Origin of the sequence: Serinicoccus chungangensis, from assembly GCF_001483745.1 — a bacterium.
Classification (GTDB): domain Bacteria; phylum Actinomycetota; class Actinomycetes; order Actinomycetales; family Dermatophilaceae; genus Ornithinicoccus; species Ornithinicoccus chungangensis_A.
This window is the reverse complement of the sequence record NZ_LQBL01000032.1, coordinates 231,536-252,923: the sequence shown is the minus strand read 5'-3', so window position 1 is coordinate 252,923 and position 21,388 is coordinate 231,536. Positions and strand designations below refer to the sequence as shown.

Below are 21,388 nucleotides of genomic sequence, written 5' to 3'. Positions count from 1 at the left end.
GGGAGGTGCACAGGTATGCCGGGTGGCGCGGTAGGGGAGGAGACGTCGCCTCGACGAGCGGTAGCGTGCGGAGGCATGCGCACCCGACAGCCGGCGCGCGGGGGACTGCCGCCGGGCCCGCGGACCCCGGCGCTGATCCAGACGATCCAGGCCTTCACCGACCGGCGCGGCACCTTCGAGCGGCACCGGTCCCGGTACGGCGACCCTTTCACCGTGCGCATGCTGCCCGGCCCGCAGCACCTCGTGCTCTTCAGCGACCCCGGGGCGATCAAGGAGATCTTCGCCGGCGACCCGGTCGAGCTGAGCGGGGCCCAAGGCAACGAGATGCTGCGCGCCGCGATGGGCGACCGCTCGGTCATGCTCAACGACGGCGACGCGCACCGGGCCATCCGGCGCTACCTCATGCCGGCCTTTTCCCCGGCAGCGGTACGGGCATACCGTCCGGTCGTGATGCGTGCGGCCACGGACGAGGTCGACACCTGGGTCCCCGGCTCCTCGGTCGTCGCCCTGGAGCGGATGAGCCAGGTGACGCTGGCGGTGATGATGCAGGTCGTCCTCGGCGCCAGCGACCCGGACCGGCTGGCCGCGCTGCGCCCGCGGGTGCTGCGGCTGGTCGAGGTGGACCCGGTCGTGGTCGGAGGCTGGCTCTACCCGCGGCTGCGCGCCCTTCCGCCGTGGCGTGGCCACGCCCGCAACCTCGCGGCGATCGACGAGCTCATCCACGCCGAGGTGCGCCAGCGCCGGACCGGCCACGCGTCCGCCACCCCGGACCTGCTCGACCAGCTGCTCGCCGTCGGCACCGACCCCGATGACGACCGGGAGCCGCTGACCAGCCAGGAGATCCGTGACCAGGTCGTGACCCTGCTGCTCGCCGGCTACGAGACCACGGCCTCGACCCTGGCCTGGACGCTGCACGAGCTCGGCCGGGACGAGCAGGCCCGGGCCCGCGCCCGACGGGCGGCACAGGAGGGTGACGAGGAGCACCTGGAGGCCTGCGTCAAGGAGGCGATGCGGCTGCACCCGATCATCGACTACGTCGCCCGCACGCTGCGCAGCGACCAGCGGATCGGGGGTGTCAGCCTGCCCGCCGGCGCGACCGCCGCCCCGGCGATCCTGCTCGCGCACCACGACCCGGACGCCTTCCCGGAGCCGGACAGGTTCCGGCCCGAGCGCTTCCTCGGCGAGGGTCCCGCGGCGCACACGTACCTCCCGTTCGGCGGAGGCGTCCGCCGGTGCATCGGAGCACCGTTCGCGCTCATGGAGGGCGTGGTCGTGCTGCGCGAGGTCCTGACCCGCGTCGACGTCGTCGCCGATGCCCCGGCGCCCACCCGGCTGCGCAACATCACCAACGTCCCGGGTGACGGCGCCCCGCTGCGGGTTCGTCCCCTGCCCGGCTGACCGCCGCTCGTGCACCCGGGACGACCGCCGCGGGTCTGTGCACGGATATGCAGCCGGTACAGAGGGTCTACGGCATGCACAGGCTGCACAACCGTGCACAGGCGCGGCTGGCGTGCACAGGTATGGCCGGTCGGCCCAGCTGGCGTGCACAGGTGCGTCGGGCGTGCACAGGTATGGCCCGTCGGCCCAGCTGACCGACGGGCCCGAGCACCGGCGCCGACGGTGTGCCCGGCCCACCGGGATGCTCCAGCCGCGTGGCAGCGTCCTCTCCCAGCGGGACGAGCCGGAGGGGTCTGCCCGCGCCGAGCAGCTCGGACCAGGTGCTCGTCGCCCGGGAGGTGGCCCGCCGGGCCGGCGGGGCTGCGGTGCTGGAGCAGGTCACCTGCGCCGATAGTCTGACCACCATGAGTCAGCAGGCAGGGTGGTACGACGACCCGCAGGACGAGCAGAACCTCCGCTACTGGGACGGCGTGCAGTGGACCCACCACACGGCACCCAAGCAGAAGCCCAACCTCGCCGAGTCGGGGCAGCAGTGGCAGGCACCCGAGGCGGGCGACGGCACGCAGCAGGGCCAGGGTGGGTACGGCCAGGGTCAGCAGGGCTGGGGCCAGCAGGGCCAGGGCGGCTACGGCCAGGGTCAGCAGGGCCAGGGTGGGTACGGCCAGGGTCAGCAGGGCTGGGGTCAGCAGGGCCAGGGCGGCTACGGCCAGGGCCAGCAGCAGACCAACCCCTACGCCGGGCAGACCGGGCAGAACCCCTACCAGGGCCAGTGGCAGGGAGGACCGGTGCCCGGCGGCTACCAGCCGCAGCCGGGCCCGACCACCCCGGACGGCCAGCCGCTCGCCGGGTGGTGGCACCGCGTCGGCGCCCGCCTGCTCGACGGTCTCCTCGCGCTCGTCGTCAGCACCGTCCTCGTCGTGGTCACGGTGACCCCCGAGGTGCGTGGCGCGATGGAGGACTACGTCATGGACCCCGACCCCACGGGCGCCGTGCCGGTGGTCCTCGAGGACTGGATCCTCCAGCTCGGACTCGTCACCGCGTTCCTCGGCCTGGCCTACGAGATCCTCATGGTGAAGTTCTTCGGCGGCACCGTCGGCAAGCTCATCACCGGGCTGCGGGTGCGGCTGCGCGACGAGCCGGGCCTGCCCACGTGGCGCGCGGTGCTGCTGCGCTCCGCGGTCTACCAGGGCCCCAACCTCGTGGGCAGCCTGTCGCCCGCGCTGGGTTTCCTCGGCCTGTTCACCATCGTCAACGTCCTGTGGCCGCTGTGGGACGCGAACAACCAGGCCCTGCACGACAAGGCGGCCGGCACCAACGTCGTCAAGCGGCGCTGAGCACCGCACCGGCCGGGTCCGCCCTGGGGCGACGAGGGCCGGGCGCCCCCGCGCGGCTGCCGGCGCGAGGTGGCACCATCGGGGTATGAGCCGAGGCCTGATCATCGTCGACGTCCAGCACGACTTCTGCGAGGGCGGCTCGCTCCCGGTCACCGGGGGGATCGCCGTCGCCGAGGGCGTGAGCGCCTACACGGTGGCCCACGCGCAGGAGTACGCGACGATCGTCGCCACCGCCGACTGGCACGTCGACCCCGGCGAGCACTGGGCCACGGACGGCGAGCCCGACTTCGTCACCTCCTGGCCGGTGCACTGCGAGGTCGGCACCGAGGGCGCCGACTTCCGGCCCGAGCTCGCCGCCGCGCTGGAGCACGTGCAGGCGGTCTTCCGCAAGGGGGAGCACGAGGCGGCCTACTCCGGCTTCGAGGGCAGCACCGAGGTCCACGGCCGCCGGCTCGGGCTGGCCGACTGGCTGCGCGAGCGGGGCATCACGACCGTGGACGTCTGCGGCATCGCCACCGACCACTGCGTCCGGGCGACGGCGCTGGACGCCCGTCGGGAGGGGCTGGAGACCCACGTGCTGCTCGACCTGTGCGCCGGTGTCGCGCCCCGGACGACGGAGGCCGCGCTGCGGGAGATGCGCGACGCCGGCGTCGTCGTGGCGCACGACACCCCGGCGGGGGGACCGGCGCATCCCTGATCCGGCGCCCGGAGGCCGTGGGGCCCCGGCCCTCAGGTCCAGTCGTCGAGGTAGGTCGTCGCCAGCGCCGGGTCGCCGAGGGAGAGCCGCAGCGCCCGCTGCGGCAGCTCTGCCCGGGCCCGCTCGTGGTGCTCCCGCGCGGCCTCGACGTCGGTGCGGGCGACCACCTCGCCGCGCTCGACCAGCGGCACGAGCAGGGGACGGTCGTCGCCGTCGTCCTGGGGTCGCTCGTTGATCCCGATGATCTCCTCGGTCGCCTCGCCCCCGGTGGACCGTCGGCGCAGGGCGTACTTGCGCCCGCCCACGCTCGCCTTGTCCTTGCTGGCCTTGGCCACCCCCTCCATCCGGCCGGCGCCGCTCTCCCGGCTCACCAGCTTGTAGACCATCCCCGCCGCCGGGTGACCCGAGCCGGTCACCACCTTGGTGCCCACGCCGTAGGCGTCCACGGGCGCCGCCTGCAGCGCGGCGATGGCGTGCTCGTCGAGGTCGGAGGTCACGACGATGCGGGTGTCCGGCGCCCCGAGCCGGTCCAGCTGGCTGCGGACCTCGAAGGCCTGGCTCACCAGGTCACCGGAGTCCAGCCGCACGCCACCGAGCTCGCTCCCGGCCAGCTCGACCGCCAGCTCGACGGCGCCGGTCACGTCGTACGTGTCGACCAGGAGGGTGGTGGACAGCCCCAGGCTGGCGAGCTGGTTGGCGAAGGCCTGGCGCTCGTCGTCGTGCAGGAGGGTGTAGGAGTGGGCGGCCGTCCCCATGGTCGGGATGCCGTGCCGCCGGCCCGCCTCGAGGTTGGAGGTGGAGGAGAACCCCGCGAGGTATGCCGCCCGCGCCGCCGCCACCGCCGAGGCCTCGTGCGTGCGTCGGCTGCCCATCTCGATGCACGGGCGGCCGTGGGCGACCGCCGTCATCCGGGACGCCGCCGAGGCCACGGCCGAGTCGTGGTTGAGGACCGACAGGAAGAGGGTCTCCAGCACCACCCCCTCGGCGAAGCCCGACTCGACGACGAGCAGCGGGGAGCCCGGGAAGTAGACCTCGCCCTCGGCATACCCCCAGATGTCGCCGCTGAACCGGAAGTCGGCCAGCCAGTCCAGGGTGCTGCGGTCCACCACCTCGCGGTCGGCGAGGAAGGCGAGCTCCTCCTCGCCGAAGCGGAAGTCGCGCAGCGCCTCCAGCGCGCGTCCGGTGCCAGCGACGACGCCGTAGCGCCGCCCCTCGGGCAGCCGGCGGGCGAACGCCTCGAAGACGCAGCGCCGCTCGGCGTGACCGCTGGCGAGCGCGGCCTGGATCATCGTCAGCTCGTAGTGGTCGGTCAGCAGGGCGGTGCTCGGGCTCACCCCCGCACCCTATGGTGGGGGCGTGCCGATCGACACCCCCAGCCCGCCGGCGCCACCGGCCGACCCGCAGACCACCCCGCAGGAGCAGGGCGGGGTGGCCGTCCTGGAGCGCCCGGAGTCGGACCGCCCGTGGGTGACCCTGGTGTGGAACGACCCGGTCAACCTCATGAGCTACGTCACCTGGGTCTTCCAGACGCACTTCGGCTACAGCCGCAGCAAGGCCGAGAAGCTCATGATGGACGTGCACACCGTCGGCCGCGCGGTCGTCTCGACCGGCACGCGGGAGAAGATGGAGGCCGACACCGAGGCCATGCACGGCTACGGCCTGTGGGCCACCTTCCAGAAGGACGACTGAGGTATGGCGCGCGCGTTCCGGCGCTCGGGTGAGCGGCTGGTGGGCTCCTTCGACGCCGACGAGATCGCCGTCGTCGTCCACGTCCTGCGGCTGACCCGGGACTTCGTCGCCCCGGAGCGCCCGGAGACCGGCGACCCCTTCCTCGACCTGGTCGCCGGGCTGGGGGACGAGGTCGACCCCACCGAGCCCAGCGACCCCGCGCTGCGCCGCCTGCTGCCGCCGGCCTCCCGCGACGACGACGAGCAGGCGGCCGAGTTCCGTCGCCTCACCGAGCACGGCCTGCGCCAGCGCAAGGCAGGCACCCTGGCCACGGCCATCGCGGCCCTCGAGGAGGCGACCCCGCCCCGCCTGGAGCTTGACCTCGACCAGGCGCGAGCCCTCGCGATCGCCCTCACCGACGCCCGGCTCATCCTCGGGGAACGGCTCGGGCTGCGCACCGACGAGGACTCCGAACGTCTGCACGAGGAGCTCGAGGCGGCCCTGTCGGGCGAGACCGACCTGGATCCTGCCCTCGCGCAGAAGATGGCCTACTACGACTTCCTCTCCTGGGTGCAGGAATCGGTGACGACCGCTCTCATGGGCCGCTGAGGCCTCCCCTGGGCCGGCGGTCCAGGCGGCGGCCGAGGGGCGTGCACCGGGCTACGCCCGACGTAGGCTGGCACCCATCATGACGACGCACTCCGCCCCTGTCTCCGCCACCGAGCACGACGACGTCACCGGCCCCGACGTCCGCGTGCGCTTCTGCCCCAGCCCCACCGGGACGCCGCACGTCGGCCTGGCGCGCACCGCGCTCTTCAACTGGGCCTACGCCCGCCACCACGGCGGCACGCTGGTCTTCCGGATCGAGGACACCGACGCCTCCCGGGACTCCCAGGAGTCCATGCAGCAGATCGTCGACGCGCTGGAGTGGCTGGGCCTGGACTACGACGAGGGCCCCGGCGTCGGCGGGCCCTACGGTCCCTACCGGCAGAGCGAGCGCGCGGACCTGCACGCCGACGTGGCGCGCCGCCTGCTCGAGGCGGGCCTGGCCTACGAGTCCTTCAGCACCCCCGAGGAGGTGGAGGCGCGGCACCGGGCGGCGGGCCGCGACCCCAAGCTCGGCTACGACAACCACGACCGGGACCTCACCGCGGAGCAGAGGCAGGCCTACCGCGACGAGGGCCGGGAGCCGGTGCTGCGGCTGCGGATGCCCGACGAGGACCTCACCTTCACCGACCTGGTCCGCGGGGAGGTCACCTTCGGCGCGGGGTCGGTGCCCGACTTCGTCATCGTCCGCGGCAACGGCCACCCGCTCTACACGCTGGTCAACCCGGTCGACGACGCCCTGATGCGCATCACCCACGTCATCCGGGGCGAGGACCTGCTGTCCTCGACGCCACGGCAGATCGCGCTCTACCGCGCGCTCGTCGAGATCGGTGTCGCGCAGCGGGTGCCGACCTTCGCGCATCTCCCGCTCGTCCTGGGGGAGGGCAGCAAGAAGCTGTCCAAGCGGGACCCGCAGTCCGACCTCTTCCTGCACCGCGAGCGGGGCTTCGTCCGGGAGGGGATGATCAACTACCTCGCCCTGCTCGGGTGGTCGATCGGTCCGGACCGCGACATCTTCGACCCCGAGCACCTCGTGCAGGCCTTCGACGTCGCCGACGTCAACCCCAACCCGGCGCGCTGGGACCAGAAGAAGGCAGAGTCCATCAACGGCGACCACCTGCGCCGGCTCTCGCTGCCGGACTTCACCTCCCGGCTGCTGCCGGTCCTGCGCGAGGCCGGTGTCCTGGGCGAGCAGAGCGACATGGGCGAGCTCGCGCGGCTCGAGGCGGTGGCCGACCTCATCCAGACCCGCATCCAGGTGCTCTCCGAGGCCGTCCCCATGGTCCGTCCGTTCTACGTCCGCGGGGCGGACCTGGAGATCGCCGACGACGCCCGGGGGCAGCTCAAGGACGACGCCCCGGCCGTCCTGGACGCCGCGGTCGCGGCGCTCGAGCCGATCTCCGGGGCTGCCCCGGAGCCGCTCGGCGGGGGGGTGGAGTGGACCCACGACCGCATCGAGGCAGCCCTGCGCGAGGCGCTGGTGGACAGGATCGGCCTCAAGCCGCGGTTCGCCTTCGGGCCGCTGCGGACCGCCGTGTCCGGCCAGCGCATCAGCCCGCCGCTCTTCGAGTCGATGGAGATCCTGGGCCGGGAGGAGACGCTCGACCGGCTCCGGCGGCTGCGCGCCTCGCTCTGACGGCGCACCGCGGGGCCGCCCGGGGATTTGGGTCGACGACCGGGTCACGGTAGAGTGGTTCCTCGGTTCGCCGCCCCGCACGGGGACGGAGATACCCCTTGGGGTATGGTGTAATTGGCAACACGGCTGATTCTGGTTCAGTTGTTCTAGGTTCGAGTCCTGGTACCCCAGCGCGACATCGAGACGCCGCTCTCGATTTCGTGGAGGTCCGCCCTCTCGGGTAGGCTCTCCGCTCGGCGCTCTCAGCGCCGGACACGGCCCCGTTGTGTAGCGGCCTAGCACGCCGCCCTCTCAAGGCGGTAGCGCGGGTTCGAATCCCGTCGGGGCTACCCGTGTCGAACGGCCCTCACCGCACGCGCGGTGGGGGCCGTTCCTCGTGTCGGGGCCTGGTGTCGCGGTAGCGTGGGGAGGGCGTGGCGCGGTCGCCTGACCTGCACACACACGCCCGGCACGGTGGAGAGGTGCGGCATGAACAAGGCAGACCTGATCGAGGCGCTCGCGCCACGGCTGGGCGGCCGGGCCGCCGCCACCGCGGCCGTGGAGGCGCTGGTCGACGTGGTGCTGCGCGAGGTGGCCTCCGGGGGGTCGGTGGCGATCACCGGCTTCGGCACCTTCGAGAGGGTGCAGCGGGCCCCGCGGACGGGTCGCAACCCGCGGACCGGGGACCGCGTGCCCATCGCGCGCACGACGACGCCGCGCTTCCGTCCGGGGAGCTACTTCAAGGAGGTCGTCGCCGACCCCGCGGGGCTCCCCGCGGAGGGCTCCGCCGGGGTGCGGGGCGCGGTGGTCGACGGGACGGGGAGCCGGTCGGGGGCGCCGGCCAGCGTGCGACGCTCCGCGGGTGAGGGCGCTCCTGGCGGCCGGGCCGCCCCCGCCGCGCGCGAGGGGCGGGCCTCCAGGAGGGCGGCGTCCGGCACCCCGTCGAGCGTGCGCAAGGAGGCCCCCGGCGACGCCGCACCGGCCGAGGCCGAGACCCGTCCCTCGGCTCCGGGCGGCGCCGGCCTGGTCCTCGCCGGTGGCGAGGACATCACGGCCGGCATGATCTCGGCCAAGAAGGCGCAGCTGGCCCGGGTCAAGAACGACCAGGTGATCGCGGAGTCCACCCGGTCGTCCTCGAAGAAGGGCGGCAAGGGGAAGAAGAAGGGCGGCGAGGGGAAGAAGAAGGGCGGCAAGGGCAAGGGCAAGGGCAAGGGCGCGCCCCCGGCCACGGGCCGGAAGAAGGACCAGGAGAAGAGGAAGCGCTGAGCGGCCGGCCACGGAGGGCTGGGCCCTCAGGCGATGGTCTCGCCCTCGCCGATGCCGACGATCCACACCCGGGAGACGGTGGCGCCCGCGGTCTCGGGGTCCGCGCCGTCGGCCACCTCGATGCTCACCCGCTGGCCCACCCGCAGGTGGCGCAGACCGCTCGCCTCGACGGCGGCGGCCGGGAAGGGCAGGACGCGGCCGGTGTCGAGGAGCACCTCGCCCGTGCGCGCGTCCAGGTCGTAGGTGTGGACGCTGGCCTGCATGCCGCCCACTCTAGGCCGAGGTCGGCGGGGGGCCTGCGTCCGCGAGCGCGGCGGTCGTCCGCGGCCCCAGGCCCAGGTGTATGGCGTCGCCCAGGTCCGCGCTGGTGTCGACGTCGCGGCGCAGGCGCGGGAGGTCCAGCCCCAGTCGCGCGGCGGTCCTCGCGTGCCGGGCGGCGCTGCCCGCTCCGAAGCGCGGCTCGAGGTCGGCGTCGACGGAGGTGAGCAGCACGGTGCCCGAGCCGTCGGCGTCGGGCACCACCGCGCGCGGGTGGCCTGCGCAGACGTCCAGCGCCGCCACCAGGTCTGCGGGCCGCAGGCACGGCAGGTCACCGAGCAGGACGGCCAGACCCCGTGCGCCGGCCCCGCCCGCCGTCCCGTCACCCGGGTCGCCGGCGACCTCGAGGCCGGCCCGGATGGCGGCGTTCAGCCCGCCCCCGGGGTCGTCGACGACCTGCGCGCACAGCGCGGCCGCCCGCGCCGCACCGGCCTCGTCCGAGGTGACGACGACGACGTCGCCCGGGGGGAGGGCACGGCATACCGCCTCCAGCGTGTCGGCGGCGATGGCGCGGGCCAGCGCGACCCGGTCGACCCCCTCGGGCGCCACCAGGCGGGTCTTGGCGCGCTCCGCCTGCTGGAGCGGGACCACGAGGCGCCACCGGGTCGCGGGCCGGGGGGCGCGGGGGGTCGGGGTCACCGGTGCATCCTCGCGACCACCCGGCCCGGATGCAAAGATGACCGTCGTGAGACGCCAGCCCAGCCACCACGACCTGCCGTGGTCCTACCACGCGGTCATCACCACCGTACGGCCGTTGCTGCAGGTCGCGACCCGGCGGGACTGGGCCGGCGGCGAGCACCTGCCGGAGCGGGGCGGCTTCATCGTGGCCGGCAACCACTACTCCGAGGTGGACCCCATCACGCTGGCCCACTACCTCGTCGACCACGGGCACCCGCCGTTCTACCTGGCCAAGTCCTCGCTCTTCGAGGTGCCGCTGCTCGGCCGCGCCCTCACCCACCTCGAGCAGGTGCCGGTCTACCGCGCGAGCTCGCGGGCCCGGGACGCGCTCGTCGCCGCCCGCGAGGCGCTGCACGACGGTCGCTGCATCGTCATCATGCCGGAGGGCACGCTGACGCGGGACCCGGACCTGTGGCCCATGCGCGCCAAGCCGGGGGTCGGCCGTCTGGCCCTCACCTCCGGCGCCCCGGTGATCCCGGTCGCCCAGTGGGGCGCCCAGCGCATCCTGGGCCGCTACGCCCGGCGCCCGGGGAACCTCCTGGCGCGCCCCGTGCAGCAGGTGCTGGCCGGGCCGCCGGTGGACCTCTCCGACCTGCAGGACCGCCCGGAGGACCCGCGAGCCCACACCGAGGCGACCACCCGCATCATGGCGGCGGTCACCGCGCAGCTGGCGACGCTGCGGGGCGAGGAGCCGCCGGCGCACCCGCACGAGCACCGCGGGGAGGGCCGGTGACGCGGGCCGCCATCTTCGGTGCCGGGAGCTGGGGCACCGCCTTCGCGCAGGTCCTCGCGGACGCCGGGGCCGAGCGGGTGACCCTCTGGGCGCGCCGCCCCGAGGTGGCCCGGCAGGTGCGCGAGGAGCACCGCAACCCGGACTACCTGCCGGACGTCGAGCTCGGGCCCGTCGTGACCGCCACCGCCGACCCGCGGGAGGCGGCCGAGGGGGCCGACCTCGTGGTGCTCGCGGTGCCCAGCCAGAGCCTGCAGGACAACCTCGACGGCTGGGGCGGCCACCTGCCGGCCGGGGCCCCCGTGGTGTCGCTCATGAAGGGCATCGAGCTCGGGACCGGGCGCCGGATGAGCGAGGTCATCGTGGCCAGCGGCATCGACGAGCGCCGCGTCGTGGTCGTGACCGGCCCCAACCTGAGCCGGGAGATCGCCGCCCGGCAGCCGGCGGCCAGCGTCGTCGCCGGGACCGACCACGCGACGGCCGACCGGGTCGCGGCCGCCGTGATGACGCCCTACTTCCGGCCCTACACCCAGACCGACGTGGTGGGTGCCGAGCTCGGCGGCGCGGTGAAGAACGTCATCGCCCTGGCCGTCGGCATGGCCGAGGGGCTCGGCTACGGCGACAACACCAAGTCCAGCCTCATCACCCGGGGGCTGGCCGAGACCGCCCGCCTGGGGCAGGCGCTGGGCGCGGACCCGGCCACCCTCATGGGGCTGGCCGGGGTCGGCGACCTCATCGCGACGTGCATGTCGCCGCTCTCGCGCAACCACCGGGTGGGCGTGGCGCTCGGGCAGGGCCGCACCGTCGCGGAGATTCTCGCGGTGCCGCACCAGACCGCCGAGGGCGTGAAGTCCTGCCGCAGCGTCGTGGAGCTCGGGGCCCGGCACGGGGTGGAGATGCCCATCTGCCAGGGCGTCAGCGCCGTGGTGGACGGGTCGGTCACCCCGGAGCGGCTCACCGGCGAGCTCATGACCCGGGCGCGCAAGCACGAGCGTCACTGAGCGGCGTGCGCGTCCTGCGCGGGCGCCCGCACCACCTTGGCTAGGCTCGGCGGCGATGGACACGCAGACCTCGCCCGCCCCCGACCGCCGACGCCGCGTCGCCCTGGTCTTCGGTGGCCGCTCCGACGAGCACGCCATCTCCTGCGCCACCGCCGCGAGCGTGCTGCGCGCGCTGGACCGGGACCGGTATGCCGTGGTGCCGGTCGGGATCACCCGTGAGGGTCACTGGGTGCTGGTGGACGACGACCCGCAGGCCCTCGACATCCGGGACGGGCGGCTGCCGTCCGTGGCCGACACCGGCCGGCGCGTCATCGTGCCGCTGGGGGGCGTCGAGCACGAGTGGACCTGGGTCGACGCCGCGGGCGAGGTGCACCCCCTCGGCGAGGTCGACGTCGTCTTCCCGCTGCTGCACGGGCCCTTCGGCGAGGACGGCACCATCCAGGGCCTGCTGGAGCTGGCCGACCTGCCCTACGTCGGGTGCGGGGTGATGGCGTCCGCCGCGATGATGGACAAGCACGTCATGAAGGTCCTCTTCGCCTCGGCCGGCCTGCCCGTGGGCCCCTACGCGCTCATCACCGACCGGCAGTGGCAGCGGGACCGCGCCGCCGCCCTGGACGCCGCCTCCGGGCTGCGCTTCCCGGTCTTCGTCAAGCCCGCCCGGGCGGGGTCCTCGGTGGGGGTCGTCAAGGTCGAGCGTCCCGAGGACCTCGAGGTCGCCGTCGACAAGGCCCGGGACCACGACCCCAAGGTGCTGGTCGAGCAGGGGATCGAGGGGCGGGAGATCGAGTGCGGCGTCCTCGGCGGCCGCGGCTCGGATCCGCCACGGGTCAGCGAGTGCGGCGAGATCGTCGTCTCCGGTGCGCACGACTTCTACGACTTCGAGGCGAAGTACCTCGACGAGGAGAGCGTGCAGATCACCGCGCCGGCCGACATACCGCCGCCGATCCGGGAGGAGATCCACCGCATCGCCGCGCTCGCCTTCGAGGTGGCCGACGCCGAGGGCCTGTCCCGGGTCGACTGCTTCGTCACCCCGCGCGGCGAGGTGGTGCTCAACGAGATCAACACCATGCCGGGCTTCACGCCCTACTCGATGTACCCCCAGGCCTGGGCCGCCTCCGGGATGAGCTATCCCGAGCTGGTCGACGAGCTCATCACCCTGGCGCTGGAGCGCCCGCTCGGGCTGCGCTGACCTCAGCCGTCGGTCGAGGAGCACTCCCCGAGGGTCTGCGGCACCGCCTCGGCGGCGTCGCCCAGGGGCGGCAGCAGCAGGGGGTGGCTGTCGTAGTCCGCCGGCACCAGCACCTCCAGCGCCGGCTCGCGCCCGTAGGTCGTGAACATCGTGCCGCCGTCGTCCAGCTGGGTGGCCACCCAGTCGACGCCGTTGACGTCGATGCACGGGTCGGTCGTCGGACCGGGCGGCGCCTTGCCGCAGCGCGCGACGATGGGAGGGTCGCCCCAGGCCGCCACCCCCTCGGACTGGACGGCGGTGACCCGCGCCTCGTAGGGCCCGATCGTGCTGGGCCAGTGGCGCGCCACCTCCTGGCAGGGCGCGGAGTCGGCGGCGTCGAAGGGCACCGCCCGCACCGCCCCGTCCCCGCACCCGCCCAGCGCGAGCACGACGGCGGTCGCGGGCAGCAGGCCCCTCAGAGCTCGACGACCGTGCACGTCGTCGTGCGGGTGATGTCGGGGACCTCGAGGACGCGGGCGATCACCCCTCGGCCGAGCTCGGCGACCGTGGGCGCCTGCACGACGGCGATGACGTCGTAGGGCCCGGCGACGTCTTCGGCGCTCACCACCCCCGCGAGGCCCCGGAGGGTGCGGGTGACCTGCGCGGACGCCCCGACCTGGGTCTGGACGAGCATGTATGCCTTGACCACGGCTTCCTCCTGATCCGGCTCGGTGGGTGGGAGGCTACCGTGCGGGGGTGGACGCGAGCGAGGACGGTGGACGGGTGGGCCCCGGTGAGGGCGCGACGACGGGGCCGCTGCTCGGGGAGGTGGGGGAGCGGGGCGTGCTCGCCGAGGTCTTCGCCGCCCTCGCCGACCAGCCGGTCGACGGCGTGCTCGTGGGCCCGGGTGACGACACGGCATACCTGCGGGTGCGGCGGGCAGCGGTGCTCGCGACCACGGACACCATGGTGCTGGGCCACGACTGGCGCGACGACTGGTCGACGCCGCAGGACGTCGGGGTCAAGGCCACGACGCAGAACCTCGCCGACATCGCCTCGATGGGCGGGGCGGGCACCGGTCTGCTCGTCACGCTCGCGGCGCACCCGCGGCTGCCGGTGGCGTGGGCGCGCGGCCTGGCGGAGGGTATGGCGTGGGCCTCGCGGCGCAGCGGTGTCCCGGTCGTCGGGGGTGACCTCGGCGCGGCGCCGGACGGCGTGGTCATGGTCGGTGTCACCGCGCTGGGCGAGCTGCCGGAGGGGGTGGAGCACCCGGTCCGGCGAGACGGTGCCCGTCCGGGTGACGTGCTCGCCGTCTCCGGGCCGCTGGGTCGCTCGGGGGCGGGGCTCGCCCAGCTGCTCGAGGGACGCCACGAGGGGGCGTGGGTCGACTACCACCGGCGTCCCTGGACCGACCTGGGTCAGGGGCCGCGGGCCGCGCTCGCGGGGGCATCGTCGATGATCGACGTGTCCGACGGGCTGGTCCGTGACGCCGACCGCGTGGCCAGGGCCAGCGACGTGCGGATCGACCTGCGGCCCGGGGCGGTGGACGCCCTCGCCGCCGCCCTGGACGGGGTGCCGGCCGAGGCTGCCCGCCGGGCCGTGCTGGGCGGCGGGGAGGAGCACGTGCTGCTCGCCACCTTCGTCCCCGACGCCGTGCCGTACGGGTGGGTCCTCCTCGGCGACGTGGTGGCGCCCGACGGCGGCGGCGCCGGGGTCTGGCTCGGCCCGGACTGTCTCGACCCCGCCCGCGGGGGCTGGGACCACTACGGCGGGTGAGGGGGCGACGGGAACGACGGAGCCGGCGGCACCCTGGTGGGTGCCGCCGGCTCACGTGCCTGCCGAGGGGGAGGTCAGCGGGTGACCTTGCCCGCCTTCAGGCAGGAGGTGCAGACGTTGAGTCGCTTCGAGGTGCCGCCGATGGTGGTGCGCACGCGCTGGATGTTGGGGTTCCAACGGCGCTTGGTGCGGCGGTGCGAGTGCGAGATGCTGTGACCGAAGCTCGGTCCCTTGGCGCAGACGTCGCAAGTGGCAGCCACGGTGTTCTCCTGAAGGTCGTCCGGTGAGAGGTCGAGGGCCCACGGCGTCGGGGCGCGCGGGCAACCGGACCAGCGTACCGGACGGCGCTCGCGGCGCCCAAATCCCGGCGTGGGTGCGTCCGGACGGCGCCGAGCGGACGTCCTGTGCGGCCTGAGCACGCGTCCGGATGGCGCCGAGCGGACGTCCGGTGCGGGCTGAGCACGCGTCCGGATGGCGCTGAGCGGACGTCCTGTGCGGGCTGAGCACGCGTCCGGTGCGGGGCTGCGGGGGTGGTCGGGGGCGGGCACTAGGTTGGGGGCGTGCCCGGACCAGCCCTCGACCTCGCGACCGCCCGCCGGTGGGCGATGACGGCACGGCTGTCCCTCGCGGCGGCGCGCGAGCAGGTCGACGCGCTCAACGTCTTCCCCGTGGCCGACGGCGACACCGGCACCAACATGTTCCTCACCCTCGACGGGGCCCTGGAGCACGTCCGGGTCCAGGTCGAGCTGGGTGAGGACGGCGGCGGCCTGCGGGACGGTCTGCACCTCATCGCCCGCGGGATGCTGCTGGCCGCCCGCGGCAACTCGGGGGTCATCCTGGCCCAGCTCGCCCGGGGGCTGGCGGACGCCGTCGGCCCCGACGTCGGGGCGGTCGGCCCCGAGGAGGTCGCCGCGGCCTTCGAGCAGGCGGCGCGCAGCGCCTGGGACGCCCTGGCGACACCGGTGGAGGGGACCATCCTCACCGTCGCCAGGGCCGCCGCCCAGGGCGCGAGGGGGGCGGTGGAGGCGGGGGAGCGCGACGTCGCCGAGGTGGTCGCGGCCGCCCTGGACGCCGCCCAGGACGCGCTCGCCCGCACCCCCGACCAGCTCGCCGAGCTGCGCGACGCCGGGGTCGTGGACGCGGGCGGGGCAGGGCTGGTGCTGGTCGTCGAGGCGCTGCACACCGTGCTGCTCGACCGGCCGGCCGGCGCCGACGGCGAGGTGCCCGGCTGGTGGTCGACCGGCGCCGGACAGCCCGCGTCCGGCGGGGCGGTGGAGGCCGGCGGGACCGTCGAGGTCATGTTCCTGCTGACCGGCAGCGACCCCGAGCGCGCCGCGCGGCTGCGCTCCCACCTCACCCACGTGGGCGACTCCGTGGTCGTGGCCGGCGGGCCGCACGACTACCAGGTGCACGTCCACCTCGACGACCCCTCGGCCGCGCTCGAGGCCGGGGGGCTGGCCGGCGTCGTGAGCGAGGTCCGGCACACCTCCCTCACCGGGGACGGGGCGGCCCACGGCCCAGGGGACGGCCCCCGCTGCGACGGCCGCCCCGACGGCGGTCCGGCCGGTCTGCCCACCGGTCTCCAGGTGGTCAGCTGCGTGCTCGGCGAGGGCGTGGCCGCGCTCATGGCGTCGGCCGGTGCCGTCCTCGTGCCCAGCGGCCCACGGCGTCGCGCCTCGGCCGGCCAGCTCCTCGCCGCGATCCGGGCCTGCGAGTCCGAGGGGGTGCTGGTGCTGCCCAACGACGAGGACATGGTCATGGTGGCGCGGGCCGCGGCCGCGGAGGCGCGGCGGGAGGGACTGGCGGTGGAGGTGGTGCCCACCCGCTCGCTGCCCGAGGGGCTGGCCGCCCTGGCCGTCCTCGACCCGCACGGGCGGCTCGAGGGCGCCGCACGCACGATGCGGGAGGCCGCCGGCGGGGTGCACGGGGGCGCGCTCACCCGGGCCGACCGCGGCGCCGACACCCCCGTCGGTCCGTGCCGCCCCGGCCAGTGGCTCGGCATCGTGGACCACGCCATCGTCGCCGTCGAGGACGCCCTGGCGCCGGCCGCCGAGGCGGTGCTCGACACCCTCTGGCACCCCGGCGTCGAGCTGGTCACCGTCCTGCTCGGCGAGGGGGGCGACGCGCCGGTGCGCGCCGAGGTCGAGCGGCAGCTGACCGGTCGCGCCGCCGGCGCCGAGGTCGAGCTCTCCGTCCTGGACGGGGGACAGCCGACCTATGCCGTGCTGATCGGGGTCGAGTGATGGCGCAGCGGCACCTGCGCGCCGTGGCGGACGGCGACCTCAACCCCCTGGACATCGGGCTGCGCGACGTCGTCGGCACGAGCGCCCGGACGCTGGAGCGGGCGCGCGGCATCCGCACGGTGGGCCAGCTGCTGGACTGGCTCCCCCGGACCTACCTCGACCCCGCCCGCCCCACCGCCTTCCGCGACCTGCCGCACGGCGAGGACGTCGTCGTGGTCGGAACGGTGCGGGCCGCGACGACCCACCAGATGCGCAACCGCCGGGGTCGCCGGCTCGTGGTGGAGGTCGCCGACGACGCGGGCGGCACGATCGAGCTGACCTTCTTCAAGCCCTTCGGTCACCAGGACCGCCTGCGGCCGGGGGTGCGCGTGGTGTGCTCGGGCCAGGTCGGGGTGTGGCGCGAGACCCTCCAGCTCACCCACCCGGACTACGCCACCCTGGGTGAGGACGGCGAGGGCGGCGCGCAGTGGCTGCTGGACGGCCTGGTCCCGGTCTACACCGCCACCAAGGGGCTGTCGCCGATCGTCCACGGCCAGTGCCTCGAGCTGGTCCTGCACCACGTGGAGCAGCTGCGCGACCCCGTCCCGGAGGAGGTGCGCCGGGAGGTGGGGCTGCCGGGGCTGCTCGAGGCCTACCGCCTGGTGCACCGGCCCCGCACCGAGGCCGACCACCGGCGCGGCCGTTGGCGGCTGAAGTTCACCGAGGCCTTCACGGTGCAGGCCCAGCTGGCCCGCGTCCGCCGCTCCGCCGAGGCCGTGCCCGCCCGCCCGCGCGTCCCGGCCGTGGACGGTCTGGGCGCCCGGCTGCGGCACCGGCTGCCCTTCGAGCTCACCGCGGGGCAGGAGGCGGTCCTCGCCGAGCTGCTCGACGACCTGGCCCGCACGGTCCCGATGCACCGCCTGCTCCAGGGCGAGGTCGGCTCCGGCAAGACGGTCCTCGCGCTGCTCGCCATGCTGGCCGTCGTGGACTCGGGCGGCCAGGCGGCACTGCTGGCGCCCACCGAGGTGCTCGCGGCCCAGCACCACCGGTCCATGTCGCAGATGCTCGGCCCGATCGCCGAGGCCGGGCTCCTCGGTGGTCTGGCCGAGGGCACCCGGATCAGCCTGCTCACCGGCAGCCAGTCGACCGGGGAGCGCCGGGCGTCGCTGCTCGCGGCGGCCTCGGGGGAGGCCGGCATCGTCATCGGCACCCACGCGCTCATCCAGCAGCACGTGCAGTTCGCCGACCTCGCCATGGTGGTCGTCGACGAGCAGCACCGCTTCGGGGTGGAGCAGCGTGACGCGCTGCGCGCCAAGGCGCCCGAGGGCACCGCGCCGCACGTCCTCGTCATGACCGCCACCCCGATCCCGCGGACCGTGGCGATGACCGTCTACGGCGACATGGAGATCTCCACGCTGCGCGAGCTGCCCGGCGGCCGCCGCCCCATCCACACCTTCGTCGTCGACGGCCAGCGTCCCGACTGGGTCCGCCGCACCTGGGAGCGGGTCGCCGAGGAGGTCCGCGGGGGCGGCCAGGTGTATGTCGTGTGCCCCCGGATCGGGGAGGTCGACGACCCGGACCTGCCCGGCACCGGTGGCGCCGGGCCGGGGCTGCCCACCGGGTCGGTGCCGGTGTCGGGGGGCACCACCGGTGACGACGGCGCCGACCTCCTCGGGGCGCCCGACGGGCCGGGGGCGGCCCCGCCGGCGCTGCACGGGGTGCACCAGGTGGCGCGCTGCCTGCGCGGCCTGGCCGCCACGCGCGAGCTGACCATCGAGGTCCTGCACGGACGCATGCCCGCCGAGGACAAGGACGCCGTCATGGTGGCCTTCGCCGCGGGGCGCGTAGACGTGGTCGTCTCCACCACCGTCATCGAGGTGGGCGTGGACGTGCCCGACGCCACCACCATGGTGCTGCTGGACGCCGACCGCTTCGGGATCTCCCAGCTGCACCAGCTCCGGGGTCGGGTGGGCCGGGGCGGCCGGCCGGGGCTGGCGCTGCTGCTCACCCAGGGGGAGGGGGTCGACCCGGGCGCCGTGGAGCGGCTGGAGCAGGTGGCGGCGACCACCGACGGCTTCGAGCTGGCCCGGCTGGACCTCGAGAGCCGGCGCGAGGGCGACGTCCTGGGGGCCAGCCAGAGCGGCGGGCGCAGCGGGCTGCGGTTCCTGCGCCTGGCCCGTGACGAGGAGCTCATCGTCCAGGCCCACGAGGCGGCGTGGCGCACGGTCGAGGCCGACCCCGAGCTGGAGCGGCACCCCGCGCTCGTCGAGGCCCTCACCCGGCTCGACGCGGCCCGGGCGGCCTTCCTGGAGCGGGGGTGAGCCGATGACCCGCATCATCGCCGGGTCCGCCGGCGGGCGCAGCCTGCACACCCCTCGGGGTGCGCTCACCCGGCCCACGACCGACCGCGTGCGGGAGGCGGTGTTCTCCCGGATCGAGTCGCTGCTCGACCTCCAGGGGTGCGCCGTGCTCGACCTCTACGCCGGCTCGGGTGCCCTCGGCCTCGAGGCGGTGTCCCGGGGCGGGGGCCGGTTGCTGGCGGTGGAACGCCACCGGGCGACGGCTCGGCTCGTGGAGCGCAACGCGGCCGACCTGGGGCTCCCGGGCGTCGAGGTGCGGACGGCCCCGGTCGCCCAGGTGCTCAGGGCCGGGCCGCAGGGCGAGGCGTTCCACCTGGCGCTGCTCGACCCGCCGTACGACCTGGGGGAGGCCGAGCTCGGTGAGGTGCTCGCCGCGCTGGTGCCGTGGCTGGACCCCGACGGGCTCGTCGTCCTGGAGCGCAGCGCCAGGTCCCCGCGGCCGGCCTGGCCCTCCGGGCTGGCCCACCTCGACACCCGCCGCTACGGCGAGACCGCCGTGCACCTCGCCGAGCCCGCCACCCCGGCGAGCGCCTGAGCCGGCCGTTTGCCAGGATCGGGTCATGACCTCATACACGATCCCCCGACCCGTCTCCGGTGACGTCGTCGACCTCATCCTGGCCGACCACCGCCTCTTCGAGGAGCTCATGCGCGACCTGCGCGACAGCAGCGCGGACCGCGAGTCCGCCCGCCAGGCCTTCGCCGCGGTCCTCGTCGCACACGGGGAGGCCGAGGAGGAGAAGGTCTACCCCCGGCTGCGCCGCAAGGAGGCCATCGACGCGCACGAGGCCGAGCACGGCGAGGAGGAGCACGCCGAGATCAACCGCGCGCTGCTCGACCTGCTGGAGTGCGCCGGCACCGACACCCAGAAGTTCGACGACGCGGTCGAGGCGATGAACGAGGTGCTGCAGCACCACCTGACGGAGGAGGAGCTGACCATCCTCAACCCGGCCCGCGACGAGGTGTCCGAGAAGGACCGCGCCGATCTGGGCGCGGCCTTCCTGGAGGTCCGGGGGCACCACCTGGACCAGGGGGTCGGCATCGAGCAGGTCCGCGCGCTGGTCGAGCAGGCCGAGGAGGACGGGCTGCTCGACGACGAGGACTGAGCCGCGCGGTCGTGGCGCAGGCCGGCAGTAGGCTCCGGGCATGACGACCCGTCGCTGCGTGTGCCCCGGATCCTTCGACCCGGTGACCCTCGGTCACGTCGACGTCGTCGTGCGGGCCGCCGCGCTCTTCGACGAGGTGCTCGTCGCGGTGATGCACAACCCCGCCAAGCAGGGCACGTTCCCGGTCGAGCAACGGCTGGAGTTCGTCCGGGAGTCGCTGCCGCAGGAGGTCACCCCGGTGGTCCGGGTGGAGGCGTATGCCGAGCGCCTGCTCGTGGACGTGTGCCAGGAGGTCGGCGCCCAGGCCGTGGTCAAGGGGCTGCGGGGCGGCACGGACTTCACCTACGAGCTGCCCATGGCGCTGATGAACCGCCACCTCACCGGGGTGGAGACCGTCTTCCTGCCCGGCGACCCGGCGCTGGAGCACGTCTCCAGCTCCCTGGTCAAGGAGGTCCACCGGCTCGGGGGAGACGTCTCCGCCCTGGTCCCCGCGCCCGTCCTGCGGGCGCTGGGGCAGATTTGAGCCCGGACCGCCCGCTCCGGTAGTCTGAGCAGTCGGTTTGTGTCCTTCCCGCCTCCGTGCCACGGATCAGGGCCGAACCCCGATCAGCAGGTCAGACACACGTGAGGGACTTCAGCATGGCTGCCCAGCAGACGGAACGCGACTGGGTGTTCGACACCCGGGAGCTGGTCCGCCGGCCCGGCACGATGCGCGAGGTCTCTCGTGTGGTGACCACGACGGAGCCCCTGGGCACCGACGTCATCGCGATCCCCCCCGGCGCGCCGGTGCAGGTGGAGCTGCGGTTGGAGTCGGTGGTCGAGGGCATCCTGGCGACGGGGGAGGCCCGGGCCACGGCGGTCGGGGAGTGCGTGCGCTGCCTGGACGAGATCGTCGAGTCCCTCGAGGTCCCGTTCCAGGAGCTGTACGCCTATCCGGACCGGGCGGCGCACCACCAGCAGGTGGCGGGCCGGCCCGGGAGCGAGAAGGACGCGAGCGCCGACGAGGACGAGCAGCGGACTCTCGACGGCGACCTGATGGACCTCGAAGAGGTCGTCCGGGACGCCGTGGTGACCTCGCTGCCCTTCCAACCGGTGTGCCGGGACGACTGTCCGGGACTGTGCTCCGAGTGCGGGGCACGCCTGGCCGACGACCCGGAGCACGAGCACGACGTGATCGACCCCCGGTGGTCGGCGCTGGCCGCCATGGCCAGCCCGGCCGACGACGACGAGAAGAGGACCTGACGTGGCCGTTCCCAAGCGGAAGATGTCCCGTTCCAACACCCGGCACCGCCGTTCGCAGTGGAAGGCCGCCCCGATCGCGCTGACCACCTGCCCGCAGTGCCAGGCCGTGGCGACCCCGCACCAGGCGTGCCCGTCCTGCGGCTCCTACGGCGGCCGGCACTACGCCGCCGCCGAGCGCACCGAGCATCAGGGCTGACCCGGACCGC

General features: G+C 74.9%; 24 protein-coding genes and 2 tRNA genes. 20 read left to right on the top strand and 6 right to left on the bottom strand.

Features of this window, described 5'->3' with window-relative positions; translation table 11 throughout:
* Positions 1-75 precede the first annotated feature (75 nt).
* The 3 genes from AVL62_RS15420 to AVL62_RS15410 all read left to right on the top strand — a co-directional run bounded on the left by AVL62_RS15420 (position 76) and on the right by AVL62_RS15410 (position 3,429).
* Positions 76-1,398 carry a cytochrome P450 gene (locus AVL62_RS15420; RefSeq protein WP_058892516.1) on the top strand — a complete coding sequence of 441 codons (1,323 nt, stop codon included), beginning with the start codon at positions 76-78 and terminating at the stop codon, positions 1,396-1,398.
* Between the two features lie 404 nt (positions 1,399-1,802).
* Complete coding sequence (locus tag AVL62_RS17960; RefSeq protein ID WP_153011816.1) at positions 1,803-2,732, top strand: RDD family protein; 930 nt, start codon at positions 1,803-1,805, stop codon at positions 2,730-2,732.
* An 85-nt stretch (positions 2,733-2,817) separates the two neighbouring features.
* Positions 2,818-3,429 (top strand): isochorismatase family protein, encoded by a 612-nt coding sequence (locus tag AVL62_RS15410; RefSeq protein ID WP_058892514.1) that lies wholly within the window; start codon positions 2,818-2,820, stop codon positions 3,427-3,429.
* Between the two features lie 32 nt (positions 3,430-3,461).
* Here the strand turns inward: AVL62_RS15410 and AVL62_RS15405 are convergent, their stop codons facing one another.
* A complete protein-coding gene (locus tag AVL62_RS15405; protein WP_058892583.1) occupies positions 3,462-4,718 on the bottom strand; it encodes a nicotinate phosphoribosyltransferase in 1,257 nt (418 codons plus the stop codon).
* Positions 4,719-4,785: 67 nt separating this feature from the next.
* Here AVL62_RS15405 and clpS point away from each other — a divergent pair, with 67 nt between their 5' ends.
* From clpS to AVL62_RS16750, 6 genes are all read left to right on the top strand, one after another.
* Positions 4,786-5,118, top strand: coding sequence for an ATP-dependent Clp protease adapter ClpS (gene clpS, locus AVL62_RS15400; protein ID WP_201023293.1), 333 nt, complete (start codon positions 4,786-4,788; stop codon positions 5,116-5,118).
* A gap of 3 nt (positions 5,119-5,121) precedes the next feature.
* Positions 5,122-5,706: a DUF2017 family protein gene (locus AVL62_RS15395; protein ID WP_058892513.1), complete on the top strand. Its 585-nt coding sequence runs from the start codon at positions 5,122-5,124 to the stop codon at positions 5,704-5,706.
* 79 nt (positions 5,707-5,785) lie between these two features.
* Positions 5,786-7,339: a glutamate--tRNA ligase gene (gene gltX, locus AVL62_RS15390; RefSeq protein WP_058892512.1), complete on the top strand. Its 1,554-nt coding sequence runs from the start codon at positions 5,786-5,788 to the stop codon at positions 7,337-7,339.
* A 99-nt stretch (positions 7,340-7,438) separates the two neighbouring features.
* Positions 7,439-7,510: transfer RNA gene (locus tag AVL62_RS15385), tRNA-Gln, on the top strand.
* A gap of 85 nt (positions 7,511-7,595) precedes the next feature.
* Positions 7,596-7,668, top strand: a tRNA-Glu gene (locus AVL62_RS15380).
* Positions 7,669-7,807: 139 nt separating this feature from the next.
* Complete coding sequence (locus tag AVL62_RS16750; protein ID WP_083519005.1) at positions 7,808-8,584, top strand: HU family DNA-binding protein; 777 nt, start codon at positions 7,808-7,810, stop codon at positions 8,582-8,584.
* Between the two features lie 26 nt (positions 8,585-8,610).
* Here AVL62_RS16750 and AVL62_RS15370 read toward each other — a convergent pair whose 3' ends face one another.
* Both AVL62_RS15370 and cofC read right to left on the bottom strand, forming a co-directional pair.
* Positions 8,611-8,847, bottom strand: coding sequence for a hypothetical protein (locus AVL62_RS15370; protein ID WP_058892581.1), 237 nt, complete (start codon positions 8,845-8,847; stop codon positions 8,611-8,613).
* A gap of 10 nt (positions 8,848-8,857) precedes the next feature.
* On the bottom strand, positions 8,858-9,541 hold the full coding sequence (gene cofC, locus AVL62_RS15365) for a 2-phospho-L-lactate guanylyltransferase (RefSeq protein ID WP_058892511.1): 684 nt from the start codon (positions 9,539-9,541) through the stop codon (positions 8,858-8,860).
* A gap of 37 nt (positions 9,542-9,578) precedes the next feature.
* Between cofC and AVL62_RS15360 the strand changes: the two genes are divergently transcribed.
* Genes AVL62_RS15360 through AVL62_RS15350 form a run of 3 tightly spaced genes read left to right on the top strand, consistent with a single transcriptional unit; the run spans position 9,579 to position 12,500 of the window.
* The gene (locus AVL62_RS15360) at positions 9,579-10,313 is read left to right on the top strand and encodes a lysophospholipid acyltransferase family protein (RefSeq protein WP_058892510.1); all 735 of its coding nucleotides are present in this window, start codon (positions 9,579-9,581) and stop codon (positions 10,311-10,313) included.
* A complete protein-coding gene (locus AVL62_RS15355; protein WP_058892509.1) occupies positions 10,310-11,311 on the top strand; it encodes an NAD(P)H-dependent glycerol-3-phosphate dehydrogenase in 1,002 nt (333 codons plus the stop codon). The genes AVL62_RS15360 and AVL62_RS15355 overlap by 4 nt, the downstream gene beginning before the upstream one ends.
* Positions 11,312-11,366: 55 nt before the next feature.
* The gene (locus AVL62_RS15350; RefSeq protein WP_058892508.1) at positions 11,367-12,500 is read left to right on the top strand and encodes a D-alanine--D-alanine ligase family protein; all 1,134 of its coding nucleotides are present in this window, start codon (positions 11,367-11,369) and stop codon (positions 12,498-12,500) included.
* A gap of 2 nt (positions 12,501-12,502) precedes the next feature.
* On the opposite strand, the gene AVL62_RS15345 is transcribed toward AVL62_RS15350, so the two are convergent.
* Both AVL62_RS15345 and AVL62_RS15340 read right to left on the bottom strand, forming a co-directional pair.
* Complete coding sequence (locus AVL62_RS15345) at positions 12,503-12,976, bottom strand: DUF3515 family protein (protein ID WP_235585727.1); 474 nt, start codon at positions 12,974-12,976, stop codon at positions 12,503-12,505.
* On the bottom strand, positions 12,955-13,188 hold the full coding sequence (locus AVL62_RS15340) for an Lrp/AsnC ligand binding domain-containing protein (protein WP_058892507.1): 234 nt from the start codon (positions 13,186-13,188) through the stop codon (positions 12,955-12,957). The genes AVL62_RS15345 and AVL62_RS15340 overlap by 22 nt, the downstream gene beginning before the upstream one ends.
* A gap of 47 nt (positions 13,189-13,235) precedes the next feature.
* Here AVL62_RS15340 and AVL62_RS15335 point away from each other — a divergent pair, with 47 nt between their 5' ends.
* Positions 13,236-14,255 carry a thiamine-phosphate kinase gene (locus tag AVL62_RS15335; protein ID WP_235585726.1) on the top strand — a complete coding sequence of 340 codons (1,020 nt, stop codon included), beginning with the start codon at positions 13,236-13,238 and terminating at the stop codon, positions 14,253-14,255.
* Positions 14,256-14,329: 74 nt separating this feature from the next.
* On the opposite strand, the gene rpmB is transcribed toward AVL62_RS15335, so the two are convergent.
* Positions 14,330-14,515, bottom strand: coding sequence for a 50S ribosomal protein L28 (rpmB, locus tag AVL62_RS16745; protein WP_083519004.1), 186 nt, complete (start codon positions 14,513-14,515; stop codon positions 14,330-14,332).
* 300 nt (positions 14,516-14,815) lie between these two features.
* On the opposite strand from rpmB, the gene AVL62_RS15325 reads away from it, so the two are divergent.
* The 7 genes from AVL62_RS15325 to rpmF all read left to right on the top strand — a co-directional run bounded on the left by AVL62_RS15325 (position 14,816) and on the right by rpmF (position 21,378).
* Complete coding sequence (locus AVL62_RS15325; protein WP_058892505.1) at positions 14,816-16,498, top strand: DAK2 domain-containing protein; 1,683 nt, start codon at positions 14,816-14,818, stop codon at positions 16,496-16,498.
* On the top strand, positions 16,498-18,798 hold the full coding sequence (locus AVL62_RS15320) for an ATP-dependent DNA helicase RecG (protein WP_058892504.1): 2,301 nt from the start codon (positions 16,498-16,500) through the stop codon (positions 18,796-18,798). The genes AVL62_RS15325 and AVL62_RS15320 overlap by 1 nt, the downstream gene beginning before the upstream one ends.
* Before the next feature lie 4 nt (positions 18,799-18,802).
* Entirely contained in the window at positions 18,803-19,372 is a 570-nt protein-coding gene (gene rsmD / locus AVL62_RS15315) for a 16S rRNA (guanine(966)-N(2))-methyltransferase RsmD (protein ID WP_058892503.1), read from the top strand.
* A 25-nt stretch (positions 19,373-19,397) separates the two neighbouring features.
* Entirely contained in the window at positions 19,398-19,940 is a 543-nt protein-coding gene (locus AVL62_RS15310) for a hemerythrin domain-containing protein (RefSeq protein ID WP_058892502.1), read from the top strand.
* A 40-nt stretch (positions 19,941-19,980) separates the two neighbouring features.
* On the top strand, positions 19,981-20,463 hold the full coding sequence (gene coaD / locus AVL62_RS15305) for a pantetheine-phosphate adenylyltransferase (protein ID WP_058892501.1): 483 nt from the start codon (positions 19,981-19,983) through the stop codon (positions 20,461-20,463).
* Between the two features lie 116 nt (positions 20,464-20,579).
* Positions 20,580-21,182: a YceD family protein gene (locus AVL62_RS15300; protein ID WP_058892578.1), complete on the top strand. Its 603-nt coding sequence runs from the start codon at positions 20,580-20,582 to the stop codon at positions 21,180-21,182.
* Position 21,183: 1 nt separating this feature from the next.
* The gene (gene rpmF / locus AVL62_RS15295) at positions 21,184-21,378 is read left to right on the top strand and encodes a 50S ribosomal protein L32 (protein ID WP_058892500.1); all 195 of its coding nucleotides are present in this window, start codon (positions 21,184-21,186) and stop codon (positions 21,376-21,378) included.
* Positions 21,379-21,388: the final 10 nt, after the last annotated feature.